General features: G+C 39.0%; 14 protein-coding genes and 1 rRNA gene. 1 reads left to right on the forward strand and 14 read right to left on the reverse strand.

All coding sequences use genetic code 11. The features are described 5' to 3' along the window. The 6 genes from BM073_RS16175 to rpmH all read right to left on the reverse strand — a co-directional run. A 16S ribosomal RNA gene (locus BM073_RS16175) occupies positions 1-317 on the reverse strand; the annotation flags it as partial. A gap of 360 nt (positions 318-677) precedes the next feature. After that, on the reverse strand, positions 678-1,187 hold the full coding sequence (locus BM073_RS16180; protein ID WP_091655386.1) for a DUF2480 family protein: 510 nt from the start codon (positions 1,185-1,187) through the stop codon (positions 678-680). Continuing rightward, on the reverse strand, positions 1,184-1,870 hold the full coding sequence (gene tsaB / locus BM073_RS16185; protein WP_091655387.1) for a tRNA (adenosine(37)-N6)-threonylcarbamoyltransferase complex dimerization subunit type 1 TsaB: 687 nt from the start codon (positions 1,868-1,870) through the stop codon (positions 1,184-1,186). The genes BM073_RS16180 and tsaB overlap by 4 nt, the downstream gene beginning before the upstream one ends. 5 nt (positions 1,871-1,875) lie before the next feature. After that, positions 1,876-3,537, reverse strand: a complete 1,662-nt coding sequence (locus BM073_RS16190) for a S41 family peptidase (protein ID WP_091655388.1) — start codon at positions 3,535-3,537, stop codon at positions 1,876-1,878. Then, the gene (rnpA, locus tag BM073_RS16195; RefSeq protein ID WP_317042675.1) at positions 3,530-3,910 is read right to left on the reverse strand and encodes a ribonuclease P protein component; all 381 of its coding nucleotides are present in this window, start codon (positions 3,908-3,910) and stop codon (positions 3,530-3,532) included. Before rnpA ends, BM073_RS16190 begins: the two co-directional genes overlap by 8 nt. Before the next feature lie 44 nt (positions 3,911-3,954). Then, a complete protein-coding gene (gene rpmH / locus BM073_RS16200; protein WP_073570883.1) occupies positions 3,955-4,113 on the reverse strand; it encodes a 50S ribosomal protein L34 in 159 nt (52 codons plus the stop codon). Between the two features lie 149 nt (positions 4,114-4,262). On the opposite strand from rpmH, the gene BM073_RS16205 reads away from it, so the two are divergent. Further along, positions 4,263-5,903 (forward strand): M61 family metallopeptidase, encoded by a 1,641-nt coding sequence (locus BM073_RS16205; RefSeq protein WP_091655389.1) that lies wholly within the window; start codon positions 4,263-4,265, stop codon positions 5,901-5,903. 50 nt (positions 5,904-5,953) lie between these two features. On the opposite strand, the gene BM073_RS16210 is transcribed toward BM073_RS16205, so the two are convergent. The 8 genes from BM073_RS16210 to BM073_RS16245 all read right to left on the reverse strand — a co-directional run bounded on the left by BM073_RS16210 (position 5,954) and on the right by BM073_RS16245 (position 14,860). Then, the gene (locus BM073_RS16210; RefSeq protein ID WP_091655390.1) at positions 5,954-7,999 is read right to left on the reverse strand and encodes a M16 family metallopeptidase; all 2,046 of its coding nucleotides are present in this window, start codon (positions 7,997-7,999) and stop codon (positions 5,954-5,956) included. Between the two features lie 27 nt (positions 8,000-8,026). Beyond that, positions 8,027-9,355, reverse strand: a complete 1,329-nt coding sequence (locus BM073_RS16215) for a M16 family metallopeptidase (RefSeq protein ID WP_091655391.1) — start codon at positions 9,353-9,355, stop codon at positions 8,027-8,029. 209 nt (positions 9,356-9,564) lie between these two features. Beyond that, complete coding sequence (locus BM073_RS16220; protein WP_091655392.1) at positions 9,565-10,827, reverse strand: replication-associated recombination protein A; 1,263 nt, start codon at positions 10,825-10,827, stop codon at positions 9,565-9,567. Between the two features lie 176 nt (positions 10,828-11,003). Next, positions 11,004-12,020 carry a threonine aldolase family protein gene (locus tag BM073_RS16225; RefSeq protein WP_091655393.1) on the reverse strand — a complete coding sequence of 339 codons (1,017 nt, stop codon included), beginning with the start codon at positions 12,018-12,020 and terminating at the stop codon, positions 11,004-11,006. Further along, on the reverse strand, positions 12,010-12,960 hold the full coding sequence (locus BM073_RS16230; protein ID WP_091655515.1) for a glycerophosphodiester phosphodiesterase family protein: 951 nt from the start codon (positions 12,958-12,960) through the stop codon (positions 12,010-12,012). Before BM073_RS16230 ends, BM073_RS16225 begins: the two co-directional genes overlap by 11 nt. Continuing rightward, positions 12,953-13,408: a DUF2721 domain-containing protein gene (locus tag BM073_RS16235; RefSeq protein ID WP_091655394.1), complete on the reverse strand. Its 456-nt coding sequence runs from the start codon at positions 13,406-13,408 to the stop codon at positions 12,953-12,955. The genes BM073_RS16230 and BM073_RS16235 overlap by 8 nt, the downstream gene beginning before the upstream one ends. Before the next feature lie 94 nt (positions 13,409-13,502). After that, the gene (locus BM073_RS16240) at positions 13,503-14,327 is read right to left on the reverse strand and encodes an anti-sigma factor (RefSeq protein WP_091655395.1); all 825 of its coding nucleotides are present in this window, start codon (positions 14,325-14,327) and stop codon (positions 13,503-13,505) included. After that, on the reverse strand, positions 14,327-14,860 hold the full coding sequence (locus tag BM073_RS16245) for an RNA polymerase sigma factor (RefSeq protein ID WP_091655396.1): 534 nt from the start codon (positions 14,858-14,860) through the stop codon (positions 14,327-14,329). The genes BM073_RS16240 and BM073_RS16245 overlap by 1 nt, the downstream gene beginning before the upstream one ends. Between the last annotated feature and the right edge of the window lie 20 nt (positions 14,861-14,880).

Consider the following 14,880-nt stretch of genomic DNA (forward strand, 5'->3'; position numbering starts at 1 on the left):
GTGCCAGTGTGGGGGACCTTCCTCTCAGAACCCCTACTGATCGTCGCCTTGGTGGTCCGTTACACCGCCAACTAGCTAATCAGACGCATGCCCATCTCTTACCGATAAATCTTTAACTATCTCATGATGCCAATCAATAGTGCCATGGGGTATTAATCCGAATTTCTCCGGGCTATCCCCCTGTAAAAGGTAGGTTGCATACGTGTTACGCACCCGTGCGCCACTCTCAACATCCCGAAAGATGTCTACCGTTCGACTTGCATGTATTAGGCCTGCCGCTAGCGTTCATCCTGAGCCAGGATCAAACTCTCCATTGTAAATTATCTAACTATACACAACTGATATATAAAGCATATATACCAGCCTCCCTGTCTTTCTTTCTCAGGTTATTATTTTTTCGCCTTACATCACTTCAAAGAACTTATTCTCTTGACATTTCAAGAGCTTGTGAGGACCAGCTTCCCCAAAAGCGAGTGCAAATATCGGGATTAATTTTTGGTTTCAAAACCGATTCGAATTTTTTTCAAAAAATTCTTTGCTACCCTTTCAAATTTCTGTTTTTCCCGAGGCTTTTCCTCAATTGGGAGTGCAAACATAGGTCAGATTATGAGATTACGCAAGAGTTTTTACCACAAAAAAACTCAAGTTTTTTCAAAAAATTTCCAGAGTATTAAAAATCAATGTTTTGGCTTCTTATAAAGCGGCACCGTGCTGCATGGTTCACCAAACATCACTGATTTTGCCCTCGCCTTCAACAAGGAAATTAATCTTCCGTATGCATATAAAGGAATCGGTAAATCACTACAGCCTTTGACAACAACCGGTCTGTCGTCAAACATATCCAAATCCAAATTCTCCAAATACTTTTCGGTAATGAAATTTTCAAGTTCAGAAAGACTTCCTACTACAAAACCTTTGGCAACTCCTTCTAAATAAGTAGCGACTAACATATATGCCCAAGTAGGAACAATCGCATCAGCAGAACAATTAATCGCAACCCATTTATCTGAATAAGCAGACCAATCCAATTCCTTCAAGGAGGCTCTAAAGTCCTTTTCTTTTAAAATCAATTCCTGAAATAAAAAAGGCTTCAAATCAAATTCAAGTCGTTCCTCTCTTGGATAACTTTCTTCTAAGTTTAAAGATACAATGGCACTTTGGGCAACTCTATTGACTATTTCACTCATTGCAATAGTGGATTTTTTTTGGATTGAAGCGCTTTAAATTCTTTCAGATAATTGGGAACAAAGTATGCTAAATCAGCGAACTCCTTATTCTGATACTTCTCCCATGCAATCCAACCAACAGATTCTGCACTGACTTGGTTCTCTAAAAAAACGGCATTTTCATGCAAAATAATTTGACTAGCCTTTCCTACAGCATCTCCTATGAAGCAAACTTTTCCTAAATCCAAATAAGATTGATAGATACCCTCTGTCAAAACCTCTGCCTCTAATGCTCTTTTCACACTTCCTTCATTTGAAAAAACCTGGCTATAAACTTCCATTCTCCTGGCGTCAAGCATTGCGATAATACGGAAGTCTTCATTTTCTTCTTTAGCCTGATAAGCCAAAGCCTGAAGCGTATTCACAGTAATTAGGGGCAGGTTCAAAGCAAAAGCAATTCCTTTTGCAGTAGAAACTCCTATTCTCAAGCCAGTGTAGGAGCCGGGGCCCTCCGAAACTGCAACTGCGTTTAAATCTGATGATTGAAGCTTTACGGAGTCTAAAACCTCATCGATCAACTCCATGATTTTTTCAGCATGAACTCCTTTTTCGTTGAGCTCTTTCATAGAAAGCAATTGTCCTGATCGATGAAGAGCAATCGATAGTTTGTCCGTAGCTGTCTCTATAGAAAGAATATATGCCATGTAATTTATTTTGCAGATGCAGTCAAAATCTTGCCCAATTGAGAAGGTTGCTTAATCAATTCCAAAGCTTTCAGCACATCCTTATCCTTCAAAAGCCCGGCTTCGATCATTCCTTCCTGGAAATAATATCGGGATACAATTTCTTCAGAAATTACTTTTTTCACCTCGTCCTTATAAGTGATCAAGTCTTGCTCCTTACTATGATTCACCCTTTTTTCCAAAGCTTCAATTTGATCTTTGATCTCATTATAATAAGGCGCCTTTTCAGCATTCTTTTTCATATCCGACACAGACTTTTCTAAGTAAGTTGTGTAATCATACTCTTTGCCTTCAAGCCACTTAATGAAATTCTGATATTCCTGATCCGTTATGCTGAACTCTCTAGGCTTACCTATGGATGGATGCTTATAAAAATATTCAGTGGCATAGTCAAAAACATGATTTCTCGCTACCAGACTATAAGTGATAGGAGCATATGTTTTAGATTCTATCATCTCATCAGGCTCAATTCCTGCTCCGTCTCTAACTATTCTTCCATTTTTAGTCTTGAACTCTTTTCTCAAAGAATCAGGAATGGAATATACCTCACCATTTTCTCTAGTTTGTGCATAATCTATTGCCTGAATACACCTGCCGCTTGGAATATAATATTTAGCGGTGGTAACTTTCATTTGAGCATTATATGTCAGTGGAATAGTGGTTTGTACTAATCCTTTACCGAAAGACTTCCTACCGATCAATACGGCTCGATCATAATCCTGCAGAGCCCCTGCCACAATTTCTGAGGCAGAAGCACTTCTTTCATTGATGAGTACGACTAGTGGGATATCTTTATCTAGAGGAGTTTTAGTCGTTTTGTAGGTAAAATTCACATTTTCCAGCTTACCTATAGTCTTTACGACCTCTTTTCCCTTAGGAATAAAAAGGTTGACTATCTCCACTGCCTCACTCAAAAGACCCCCTGGATTATCTCTTAGATCTAGCACAAGCTTCTCAGCTCCTTGGCTTTTCAAAGCAATCAATGCATTTCTCACTTCTAGGGAAGCATTGGTAGTAAAGTCTCCCAACTTGATATAACCCGTCTTTTCATCAAGCTTACCATAATATGGTACGTTCTTGAGGGAAATCTTCTTTCTGACCAGGTTAAACTCCAAGGTGTCGAGATTTCTTTTGACTTTTATTTTGACAGGGGTGTTAGCAGGACCTTTCAGTAAATCAGAAACTTCTGAGGTATTCTTTTTTGAAACATCAACTGAGTCCACTTTCAAAAGCTGATCAGCGATTTTCAGCCCCGCAGATTGGGCAGGAAAACCAGTATAAGGCATTATAATAATATTCCCTTCACCTCTTCCTCCAATCAAAGCACCAATCCCTGCATATTCTCCTGTTGTTAACATCCTGAAATCAGCAGATTCTTCTTCTGGAACATACTCAGTGTAAGGATCCAATTCCTCAAGCATGGCATTAATTCCAATTGAAACCAATTCGTCAGGATCGATCTCATCCACATAATAGGAATCAAGTTCTCGAACTAAGGTTGCGAAAATATCTATGTTTTTGGCTAGAGCGAATAACTTGTCATTTTTCGCTTTGAATGCAAAAAATCCTGTCAAAAGCAATCCTCCACAAAGGATGATTACCATATATCGCTTTAATTGATTACTCATGATGTTCGGAAACTTGGGTGGAAATTTGTTGTAAAATAGACACAACTTTCTTGGAAATAGTTGCAAAATCTATGGGCTCTGAAGCTACATATATCAGACCAATATGCAATCCTGACTCTGAAATTGTAAGTGAATGTTTGTTAAGACGGTAGGCTTCTTTCATCCTTCTCTTAATCAAATTTCTATCAACCGCCTTTTTGATTTTCTTTTTTGAAACGGAAAAAAGTACCTGAATAGTTTCCCCTTCCTGCTTTTTGGGTAAATACAAGACTTTAAAAGGGTATAAAAAAAAAGAGGAACCTTCGTTAAAAAGTTCCTTAATAGACTTTTGGGCATGAAGCCTTTCACTCTTGGGAAGTTTGTAATTCATCATCAGGTAAGGATTCGCATTAAAAATACGAAAACTACCTTGAAGAATTACTTCTTCAAGGTCTTTTCAGAGGATACAGATAGTTTCTTTCTACCTTTTGCTCTTCTGGCTTTAAGAACTCTTCTACCGTTGGCAGTGGACATTCTTTCTCTAAAGCCGTGCTTGTTTTTTCTTTTTCTGCGAGAAGGCTGGAATGTTCTTTTCATGATGGAATATCTTTAACTGATTGCTTTCTTTATGGTCTATTTGGAATTGGCCTTCCGGCTTACCCTCCAAAAAGGACTGCAAAGATATGCAGCCTTTTTTTAAATACAAACTGTACCTTTACAATTGTTGAAAGTCAATACCTTAATTCATGTTCGAATTTCTATTTAAAAGCTCAAATCCACTATCACAGTTCCTCGAAATTGAACTTAAAATACCTGTATCCCAATCGGGCGAAGTACAATTACAACTGCCATCATGGCGCGCAGGACGCTATCAATTTGCGAATTACGCTCAAAATATTCGAAAAATCAGTCTTTCTGACCAACAAGGAAAACCAATACAGCTTAGGAAGAATAGTAAAGACTGTTGGGCTTTCGATGCCAAAGAAATTCAGACATATTTTTTAAACTATGAATATTATGCTGGAAAAATGGATGCGGGATCTTGCTGGGTGGACGATCAGCAGATTTATATCAACTTCGTCAATTGTTGCTTCGAAGTAAAATCCTCTGATGATTTTCCATATTCAATTGAAATACAAGATTCACGATTTAAGGATTTTGTCTGCACCTTATCCAAAAGATCAGGTGGACAATTTCTGGCAGATAGCTTTCAAGAACTCGCAGACTCCACTTTTCTTACTTCAGAAAAATTAACACATTGGGAATATGAGTCCAATCATGCCCAATTTCATATCTGGATAAATGGAGAAATAGCATTTTCAAAAACAGAATTACTTCAAGCTTTCAAAAACTTTACAGATAAATTAATTGCTGATTTTGGAGAGTTCCCAGAAAAAGAATACCACTTCATCTTTCAGCTATTGCCATATAAGCATTTTCATGGAGTTGAGCATAAAAAAGGAACAGTCATCACATTTGGTCCAGCTCAGGAATTGTCCAACCCGGAACAATTTGGGGATTTGATGGGGGTGAGTTGTCATGAAATGTATCACGCATGGAATGTTTGCCGAATAAGGCCACAGGAATTATTGCCTTATGATTTTTCAAAGGAGAATTACAGCGAAGCTGGATGGATCTTGGAAGGAATCACCACATATATGGGTGACCTTTATCTGCTAAAATCCGGTTTTTTTAATCTGGATGAATATTTAAAAGAACTTGAAAAAATAATTTGGCGAGTAAGTTCAAATTTTGGCTGGAGGAATAAAAACTTACTGGATTCATCTCTGGAATTATGGCTAGACGGCTATCAAGAAGGTATTCCCGATAGGAAACAAAACATTTATGCAAATGGCTGTTTGGTTGCATTTGCTATTGATTTGGAATTGCTTCAACAGGGTTCATCCTTAACCGAAGTCATGAAGGAGGCCTGGCAGCGATTCGGTAAACCTAATATCGGTTATGATTTACAGACGTTCTGGAAGCTGATCCAAAAGCGAGAAGGTCATTGGGACAGCCAAACTTTTTTTAGAAAATTTATTGCAGGGAATGAGGATATTCTCAAGTTGTTGGAGCAGTTAATTCTGCCCTTTGGCATGAAAATTACAAAGAGTCCAAATGAAGAAATCCTAACCAAGCAACTGGGAATCATTTTAAAGGAAGGTAAGATTCAGAAGATCCATCCTGAAAGTCCAGCCTACTTTAATTTGATGGTAGGCGATGAGATCATTGAAAGCAAAATCAAATCTTCACAAATAACTCTGAAAGTAAAAAGGCTAAACGGAGGACAGCATCAATTGTCTTTTGATGAGGGTGGGAATTTCTTTCCTGTAGTTCAGGTGAAAAAAATGGAAGAAACATTACTGATGCAAAAATGGAGAAAATAAAAAAAGCGGAGAACAATCTCCGCTTTTCTAATTTTGTAAGAGAAGTACTCTTATTGAAAGTCTTCTGCTGTCAATTCAGGGTTTATCTCCAAAGAGGTAATCTTTGCTTCTAGGGGAACTGGAATCATCTGTGATTTGATAGTCCAAACCATAGGGAAAAGAACCCCTCCTTTTTCTTGATATTCTGAATAGAAAGTATCTCCTGATGCAGGATTTTCATTTTTGATTTTCAAACCGCTGTCAGCTGAATAATAGTTTACCAACTGAGCTCCTGAGGGAGATTTGATAATTACTTTGTAAGCAGGAGTTCCCTCAACATCTTTTAATCCATCCAATTCAATAGAGTAACCTAATTCTTGATACCAAGCCTCTGGGAATAAGTAAGAATTGATTTTTGCCATTTCAAACTGCTCTCCTGTCAATTCCATTGTTTGGCCTTGGGCGCTGATAGATCCACTGTCTTCAAGGATAGTTGTGCTCTGCATCACATTTCCCATGATGAGCGTTTTTTGTCCATACTTACCACCCTCTGCATCATAAACAGCCTGAAGAGTCAATTTATTACCCATCACATCTGCTTCCATTGAAATAGAAGCTGTTTTGATCGCTCTGGCATTTTCTTTCCCGCCAATTGCAGAAAGATAATTTTCCATCACCATCTCTGCTGTCATATCTGCATCTGCTGTTAATTCCTTAGCCGGGAAGCCCATGTTATCATACATTTTCACCTCCCCAAAACGAGCTAGTTTGTCTTTTATCTCTGAACCATTACCTACAGCAGTGATATAGAGTTTATCTGGCTCTATTAATTTTTTGGCAGTAGCATTAATATCAGCAACAGTAAGCGCATTGAGCTTCTGCAAGTATGTTTTATAATAGTCAGAAGGTAGATTATAGCGTTCGATGTTAAGTGCGAAGTTTGCAATGGTGGAAGGGCTTTCCAATGATCTACCGAAAGAACCGGAAAGGTTTGCTTTTGCTTTCTCCAATTCCTCTTCAGTCACTCCCTCATCCACAATCTTATTGAACTCATGTAGGAATTCAACTACTGCCGAATCCGTCACTTCAGTTCTGACAGAAGCATTGGCAGAGATTTGAGAAACCAATTTATCAGAACCAATGGAAGAATAAGCTCCATAGGTATAGCCTTTATCCTCTCTAAGGTTTACAAATAGTCTTGAAGAAGATCCGCCTCCTAAAATTTGATTCAACAGCCTACTTGGAATATAGTCCTCATCCCCCAATTTCAATTGAACTGGTTGCGCAATATTGATTACGGTTTGAACTGAAGAGCTTCTATCTACCAAACCCACTACATTCTCAGATGATCTTGTTGGCATTTTGTATTCAAATGATGGAACTTTTCCAACTTTCCAATTGGAAAAATACTTTCTCACCACTTTTTGTGCTTCTGATTTTTCCATATCACCCACAATCACCAAGTAAGCGATATTTGGTTTGAAGAAAGTATTGTAATACTCTTTAACATCCTCGACTGAAATATTTTTGACGGTTGCTTCAGTCGTTACCTCTCCATACGGATGATCTTTGCCATAAACCATTGCAGAACTTAATCTGCTAGAAATAGCATTTGGATTATCCTTACTTGTGGCAAGGCCAGTCAATGTTTGCTTTCTCTGCTTTTCCAATTCATCTTCCGGAAACACAGGATTAAACAAAACATCAGTCATCAACTCCAAGGTTTTATCCTGATGCTTTTTCAAGGAAGAAGCAAAGATGGAAGTTGAGCCTGCTGAAAGGCTGGCTCCAATGAAGTCAATTTCTTCATCTAGCTGATCTTTTGTTCTATTTTTTGTTCCAGCCATCATCATTTGGCCGACAAAACCAGTCAAACCAGCTTTATCTCCTTCCATTAATGGATCTCGGTCCAATACAAGATTGAAAGTTACTCGAGGTAGTTTATCATTTTTTACTACAAAAACTTTCAGACCATTATCTAATTTGAAAGTTTCTGCATCGGCAATTTTTATCTCAGGAGCAGGTCCTGATTCTGGAAATTGACTTCGATCTACTTGTGCAAAGCCAATGGTGCTTGCCAAAAGAATGCAGATATATGTTGCAATTAGTTTTTTCATTTCATTGTTGATTTAAAGTTGAAACAATTATTCAGTGGCGTCTTTTGGTTTTGGCAAATAATACAGTACCACTCTTCCATTGAGATTAAGATACTCATTAGCTACTCTTTTGATATCCGCTTGCGTCACTTTACTGTAATAGTCCATGGTCTTATTGATATAATCTGTATCTCCATAAATCACATGGGCTTCTGCCAAATTTTGTCCGATACCTGATACTGAGGAATTACTGCTGACGATGTTGTTCTCAATAATATTCTTCAGTTTTTCAAAATCTCTATCTGAAATACCTTCATGCTGTACCTGCTGAATCAACTTATCGATTTCCGACTCCAATGCTTGCGGCTCAACTCCCATATTGGTGATTCCATACATGATGAACAAACCTCCATCTTCCAATTCCAAAGGAATAGCAGCTATCGCCAAAGCTTTTTGTTGATTGTCAACCAGTTCTTTGGTCATCAAAGAAGAGTTACCACCAGTTAGGTAAGTTGAAAGCATGCTCAAAGCATAAGAATCCGGATGCGTCTGAGGAGGAAGATTGTATGCCTGAATTACTGCAGGAATCTGAATATTGTCATAGATAACATCTCTAATCTCCGCAGTCTTTTTAGGTTCAGCGACTTTTGGTCTATAGATATCTTTATTGCTGCTTGGGATTTCGGCGAAATACTTTCTAACCCACTTTTCAGTCTGATCATAATCGATATCACCTGCAATTGTCAAAGTGGCATTATTAGGCACATAAAAGTCCTTATAGAATTGCTGGAATTCTTCAATTTTCGCAGCATTCAAATCATCCAAAGATCCAATTGGCGCCCATCTGTATGGGTGTACAGAATAGGCTCGTTTTAGGGTCTCAGGAAGAATGGTACCATAAGGCTGATTCTCATAGCGCTGACGATATTCTTCTTTAACTACCTCGCGCTGGGTCTCTACTCCTACCTGATCTACTTTGGAATGCAACATCCGCTCACTTTCCATATATAGAGTCAATTCCAGTTCGTTTGAAGGAACAGTCTCATAGTAGAAGGTGATATCATTACTGGTGAAGGCATTCAAAGTTCCCCCTCTTCCCTGGATGATATTCATATATTCCCCTCTTTCGATATTCTCTGTTCCTTCAAACATCAAATGCTCGAAGAAATGCGCAAAACCTGTTCGGTCAGGCTGTTCGTTTTTCGAACCAACATGGTACAATACTGAGGTGTTGACGATTGGAGTGGAATTATCTTTGTGCATAATGACGTGCAAGCCATTATCCAAAGTAAATTCCTTAAACTCAATCTTGTTTTGGGCTAAAACTGGGCTGCCTAGCAGTCCAACTACCAAGCCTAAAGCAGTTAGTTTTTTCATGGTAAAAATTAAGGGTTTGTTTTCTTACTAAAGTTAAATCTGTAAACTCTTGGGATTTGTTTAACATGTCCACTAATGGACAATATTTTTCAATATTGTTGATAAATATGCCGTTAAACACAAATTCGCCCTTAAAAAATCATAAATAGCTGGAATAAAAAAATTTTCGTTGAAAAAATTATCTTAAATCAAAAACAGCCATTTTCCTATCAATAGCCATATTTTTCGCCCCACTTTGACTGAAGGTATCTTCTAAGTTCATTCTCCCTGGCGTTTTGACCTGGATCATATAGCTTCATTCCTTTTATCTCTTCTGGTAAGAACTCCTGATTTACAAAATTGCCCGGGAAATCATGGGAATATTTATAGGCTTTTCCATAATTCAAATCCTTCATCAATTTTGTGGGTGCATTTCTAAGGTGAAGTGGTACAGATAAGTCCCCCTTTTCCCGAACTAGGCTTTGAGCTTGATTGATCGCCATATAAGCGGCATTACTCTTTGGCGAGCTTGCCAAATAGGTCACGCATTGAGAAAGAATGATCCGAGCCTCAGGATAACCTATGATTTTGACTGCTTCAAAGCAATTGGTTGCCAAAAGTAAGGCGTTCGGATTAGCATTACCGATATCCTCAGAAGCTAAAATCACCAGTCTGCGTGCTATGAATTTGACATCTTCCCCTCCTTCGATCATTCTTGCCAACCAATACACGGCTGCATTGGGATCAGAGCCTCGGATGGATTTGATAAAAGCGGAAATGATATCATAATGCTGCTCACCGGACTTATCATAAAGCGCAACTTTTTGCTGAGCAATCTGCATCACTTTGTCATCAGTGATCACGCAGGGATCCTCGTTGATGCCATCAACTACTATTTCAAGAAGGTTCAGAAGCTTTCGTCCATCTCCCCCAGAAATTCGAAGTAAAGCGTCTGATTCTTTCAGTTCTACTTTTATTTTTTTGAGCTCGATATCTTGTTCTAAAGCTTGCTGAATCATAGCCTCCAGTTCTGCTTTTCCTAAGGAATTCAAGGTAAATACTTGGCATCTGGATAGTAATGCAGCATTTACCTCAAAAGATGGGTTTTCAGTAGTTGCCCCAATCAGTCGAATAATGCCTTTTTCCACTGCCCCTAAAAGCGCATCCTGTTGCGACTTGTTGAAGCGATGAATTTCATCGATAAAAAGAACCACCCCCATTTGAAACTTTGCCTTTTCAATAACTTCTCGAATGTCTTTTACACCTGAACTGATAGCCGACAGGGTATAAAAAGGAGCTTTGATCTCATTGGCGATGATATTGGCAATAGTTGTTTTTCCTACCCCAGGAGGTCCCCATAAAATCAAAGAAGGCACATTCCCGGACTTAATTGCCTTGTACAAAAAAGATTTGGGAGAGGACAAATGCTCTTGACCGATCAGATCATCCAATCTGGTGGGTCGCATGCGTTCGGCTAAGGGAGTAGAATTCATTTTTTCAGAAGCAAGAAATTAGAAGTATGAAACTATAAAGATTCACACATCAATTTTCACAGTATTATAAAGTTTCAAATTGAGTGTTTTTTCAATTTGAAATGGGAAAATAACATAAAAAAAGGCCTTTTCAGGCCTTATGAATTATTAAAGAAGTAAAATATCCTAGTCTGCCTTCACTTTGCTTTTTTTATCCTTTTCCCAAACTCCTCCAGTTGATCGTCTGTGAAATCCAAATGTGTAACAAAACGAACCAGATCTTTTCCAAATTTGACTGATTTGATATTTTGATCGGAAAGCTTTTTCATAAATTCCTCGGGAGTGGTTCCTTCCAATCTAGCAATGACAATATTGGTCGCTACGGGAAAAATTTCTGATACTACAGGCAAATCACCCAGCATTTCTCCCAAAGACTTTGCACGAGAATGATCTTCTTTTAGCCTATCTACTTGATGGTCCAATGCATAAATTCCTGCCGCAGCCAAAAATCCGGCTTGGCGCATTCCTCCACCAAAGGCTTTTCTGACTTTTCTAGCTCGTTTAATATCCGATTTGCTTCCAACCAAAGCTGAACCCACCGGACAACCCAATCCTTTGCTAAGGCAGATAGAAATGGTATCAAAAGTAGCTCCCCATTCTTGAGTTTTTTCACCGCTGGCTACCAATGCATTAAAAAGTCTCGCGCCGTCCAGATGAAGCTTAATCCCCTTTTCTTGACAGAGATTTTGAACTGGCTTGACCTCATCCAGAGTATAAATACTTCCCCCTCCTTTATTCATCGTATTTTCCAGGGAAACCAAAGTTGTCTCAGGAGCATGCACATCATCTGGATTGATGGATTCAGCGATTTGCGCCGCTGTGATTTTTCCCAAGTCTCCTTCAAGTAATTTCACGGAAGCCAAAGAATTAGCCATAATCCCTCCACCTTCATATAAATAAATGTGTGAGTACTTGTGGCAAATGACCTCTGTCTGAATCTGGGTATGCAATCGAATCGCTATCTGATTTGTCATGGTTCCAGACGGACAGAACAGCGCTGCTTCCATGCCGAATAGTTTGGCTATTTTTTCTTCTAAAGCATTTACTGTTGGATCTTCTCCAAAGACATCATCTCCTACAGGGGCAGCAAACATTGCTTCTTTCATTCCTGGAGTAGGACGTGTTACTGTGTCGCTTCTTAAATCAATTAACATGGGTAAAATAGGGGGATTTTGAGCTTTTACTTGGGCTTAGGTTCTTGATAATTTGAGCTGCTTCTATGGGTCTATCGGTAGCTAAGATATCTGCCCCATTCTGAATAAATGAAGCATAGATTTCATCGCCTCGAGCCTCGGCTCTTCTATCCAGGTTTCCTATCACACCGAGAATAGTAAAAACTCCTCTTTGGTGAAGGGCCTGATTAAATTCTTTTGATCTTTCAGTTACCCCTGTGAAAGCGATAACTCGGTTCCAAGGTATACCTGTTTCTTCTAAGCGCTTGATTTCATTTTCATTTCGGATAGTCACTGACAGCATTAAATCCGGGGCTAGCATATGAAGTTTTTTGGCAGCTGGAAAAGTATATGAAATCAAAGCAGCGTAGGCTTCAGACTCTGTTTTTCTAACCGTTTCAATTACTTTTTCAAAAGGAACAGAACGTTTTATATCTACTGTCAAAGGTGCTTTTCCTTTCGCCCAGATTAAAGCCTCTTCTAGGGTAGGAACTCTGAATTCAGTCAAATTACCATCCATATCCTCCAAGAATAATCCCTCGATGTATTCAAAAGTAACCTCATTAACTTTTCCGGTTCCATTGGTTGTCCGATCCAAGTCATCATCATGCATCAAAACAAGGACTGAATCTCTGGTCATAGCCACATCCAATTCGATTATTGCAGGAGTGTGCTTTAATACATTTTCAAAAGTTTCGATGGCATTTTCAGGAAAACCTGGGTAAGGTCCTCCTCTATGTGCAGAAACCAAGGGAATCCGATCGGAAGTCCAGGAATAAAACTGTCGTGTTTCTTCTAAATTGATCAGCTTAATTTGATGAACTTCACTCTGATCGGAAGTTTCAACAGCCGATTCAACCGGTTTATTTTCACATGCGGTAAACAGCAGTATCCAGCTTACTGCCAGGAATAGTTTATTCATTCTTTTTATTTTCTTTTCTGAAAAATACATCCAAGCTGCTTATACGCTTCTCGAAGACCTCTTCCATATCTGAAAGTTCCAAATTGAGAGCTTTGGTAGAAATTTGAATTTCAATCAGAGATAGCCCCAAAGAAACAAGCAAAGCTCCCATGCTACCTACAAACACCCAATTTGCGGCTACGGTATAGCCTTGGAAAAGCAAATACATACAAATGATGCATAATAAAAAGCTGAATACTCCGAAAAGCTGCATGTTTTTGATCAATGTCAGTCTTCTCCTCAGATTATGAATTTGCTCAACTATTATCTCTTGGTCAGGAGACTTCATGTAGTTTTTGTGAAGCCCCCTTATAAGACTGGCTATGGCCAAAAATCGATTAGTAAAAGCAAGCATCAGCAATGTAATTGCCGAGAAAAGCAATGCCGGAGTAGAAAGTTGGAGTTCCATGGGTAAATAAATGATTTGCTAGTCTCTAAGTTCAGAAAAAACAATAAAAAAGCCCGTTCTTTTCAAAACGGGCTTCAATTTAATTTTAAATCAATTAGGCGACTTCACCCAATACCACCAACTTCTCTAAGGTTGGGGACTGCGAACCACCTTTAGGTTCTATGGTAATCGCGAAGGCTCCTGCTTCAGCTACAGCTTGCATTTGCTGCAGGGTAAATCGCTCTCCTGGATTGACCAGACCGATTCCCACAGGACCATCCGGTCCTATAGCCCAAAGCTGATAATCATATTCTCCACCCAGAGAATTAAGTTTATTCACTGCAATGAATACTTCTTGCTGCCCTTGATCCCAAAAGACATCAACTTTAGCATCCTTTTGCATTTCAAATGCCTCACCTTTCATCTCGACTCTTTTAAAATCGCCTGCAACCAGACGATCAAGTCTCGAATCGGTTTCCTCGTACTGGAGCTTTACTTGATTGAGATTATCAGCCAATACTTCCTGTTCCTGAACTAAGGCAAGGAACTGTTCTTCTGTCTCGTAAAATTTACTCGCAAAATATATTGCGAGACCTGAGGCAATTACTGCCACAATGCTTGCCGCTACTGCAAATGGTTTCCAAGGAGAAATTTTCACAACCTTTCCGGTCTCTTCCGGAGCAACTGTAGGCTTCAACTCTTTTCCAGGAGCAAAGTCCTTTTCAAGGTCGGCCATAATTTTCTCTTTCAACCCTGCAGAAGGTATAGGAGCGCTTGCTTGGTCAAAAGCTAACATTGCTTCCTCGATCTCATCTAACTCTTTCTGAATCTCGGGATGCTGTTTAGCTAAGGCCAGAACCTCTTCACGCTCGCGATCAGACAACTCTCCTAATAAGAAGAGCTCCAATTTACCTGATTCTATGTATGCTTGAATGTTCACTAGATTCTGTCTATGTTCTTTTTTAATACTAATAACGCAGCCCGGACTCTGGATTTAACAGTGCCGAGGGGGATCTCAAATTCTTCGGAGATTTCAGAATGGGTGTATCCTTTGAAATAAATATACTCAATTACAAATTTTTGATCCTCATTGAGCTCATTCATCAGTTCTTTTACTCCTATGCCTTCGACATGTTCCTCAGTTCCTGACTGACTTTCAAGACCATATACGAAATCATCTATTCCATTGGTCTTACTGGATTGAGAAATTTCTTTAGATCGAAGTTTATCAATGGCAGAATTCCTGCAAATATTGGCCATCCAGGTATATAAGCGGCCTTTAGATTCTTCGTAGGAGTCAATTTTTCGAGTGATTTTGATAAATGCATCGTGAAAAACTTCCTCTGCAATATCCTGATCAGATATAATTCGAAAAATAACACCCAGCAGCGCACGGGAGTACTTTTCGTATAAGTAGTCTACCGTTTTTTTATCTCGGGCCCTAAGCCCTTGTATGAGTTGTTCTTCCTGCAAGAGTGAAACGCGGTTGGTTG

This window comes from Algoriphagus ornithinivorans (genome assembly GCF_900115305.1).
GTDB lineage: Bacteria > Bacteroidota > Bacteroidia > Cytophagales > Cyclobacteriaceae > Algoriphagus > Algoriphagus ornithinivorans.

Excerpts from the sequence above, each read along its gene's own strand:
- BM073_RS16180 (WP_091655386.1), bottom strand. The coding sequence starts at position 1,187 with ATGAGTGAAATAGTCAATAGAGTTGCCCAAAGTGCCATTGTATCTTTA.
- tsaB (WP_091655387.1), bottom strand. The coding sequence starts at position 1,870 with ATGGCATATATTCTTTCTATAGAGACAGCTACGGACAAACTATCGATT.
- BM073_RS16190 (WP_091655388.1), bottom strand. The coding sequence starts at position 3,537 with ATGAGTAATCAATTAAAGCGATATATGGTAATCATCCTTTGTGGAGGA.
- rnpA (WP_317042675.1), bottom strand. The coding sequence starts at position 3,910 with ATGATGAATTACAAACTTCCCAAGAGTGAAAGGCTTCATGCCCAAAAG.
- rpmH (WP_073570883.1), bottom strand. The coding sequence starts at position 4,113 with ATGAAAAGAACATTCCAGCCTTCTCGCAGAAAAAGAAAAAACAAGCAC.
- BM073_RS16205 (WP_091655389.1), top strand. The coding sequence starts at position 4,263 with ATGTTCGAATTTCTATTTAAAAGCTCAAATCCACTATCACAGTTCCTC.
- BM073_RS16210 (WP_091655390.1), bottom strand. The coding sequence starts at position 7,999 with ATGAAAAAACTAATTGCAACATATATCTGCATTCTTTTGGCAAGCACC.
- BM073_RS16215 (WP_091655391.1), bottom strand. The coding sequence starts at position 9,355 with ATGAAAAAACTAACTGCTTTAGGCTTGGTAGTTGGACTGCTAGGCAGC.
- BM073_RS16220 (WP_091655392.1), bottom strand. The coding sequence starts at position 10,827 with ATGAATTCTACTCCCTTAGCCGAACGCATGCGACCCACCAGATTGGAT.
- BM073_RS16225 (WP_091655393.1), bottom strand. The coding sequence starts at position 12,020 with ATGTTAATTGATTTAAGAAGCGACACAGTAACACGTCCTACTCCAGGA.
- BM073_RS16230 (WP_091655515.1), bottom strand. The coding sequence starts at position 12,960 with ATGAATAAACTATTCCTGGCAGTAAGCTGGATACTGCTGTTTACCGCA.
- BM073_RS16235 (WP_091655394.1), bottom strand. The coding sequence starts at position 13,408 with ATGGAACTCCAACTTTCTACTCCGGCATTGCTTTTCTCGGCAATTACA.